General features: G+C 38.1%; 1 pseudogene. It reads left to right on the forward strand.

Annotated elements, in window-relative coordinates:
* Positions 1–64 precede the first annotated feature (64 nt).
* A pseudogene (locus ACXAC4_RS18215) lies at positions 65–721 on the forward strand (EAL domain-containing protein); the annotation flags it as partial.
* Positions 722–824 lie beyond the last annotated feature (103 nt).

An 824-nucleotide genomic window follows, 5' to 3' on the forward strand; every position in this document is an offset into this window, starting at 1 on the left:
TACATATACCACGTATTGCTAGCGTTAACGACGGTTAGATTCACCTCTTACACAGCACCTAGGTTTTGTTGCGCCCGATGAGTTCATACCCATAGCTGAAGCTTCAGGGCAAATTAATGCCTTAACTGAGTGGGTTATTACACAGGGGTTAAGTTATCAGAAAGAAATTGTTGAGCTATATCCAAACCACATGCTTTCTTTGAATATTTCTGGTAAGGACTTATCAAGAAAAGAGTTAATAGTGCAACTTATTACTCAGCTAAACGAGCTTTCATTAGACCCCTCGCAAATCATTTTGGAAATCACAGAATCTGTTGCGATTGCTGGTAAAGGTAAACTAAAAGAAACCATAGAGGATTATCGTCATTTAGGAGTGAAAATTGCGATTGATGATTATGGTACGGGTTACTCTTCACTTGCATATTTAAGCGAGCTTGGTTTTGATGAACTAAAAGTAGATAAACAATTTGTCATGGATATTGAAACTTCGAGTAAAAATCAAACAATCTGCAAGACGACGTGTGATATGGCGAGAAGTCTAGGGTCAATGGTTGTTGCAGAAGGTGTCGAGAACTTAGCAAGTTATAATAAGCTGATGCATTATGGCTGTGACATAGCACAAGGTTATTTTATTTCGAAACCCATTAAGTTTGAAGATTATATGCAGTGGTTGAGCCAAGCTAATTTAGCTATCGATGTAAAGCAGCTCCTAGTGCGTTGAAATAACGATAAATACTAGTTTCTAACTGCAGGTGCTGTGTAAGAGGTGAATCTAACCGTCGTTAACCTTAGCAGATGAAAAATGAACCAGTAAACGTGGACAA

The organism is Pseudoalteromonas sp. AWM4_233, from assembly GCF_056158285.1.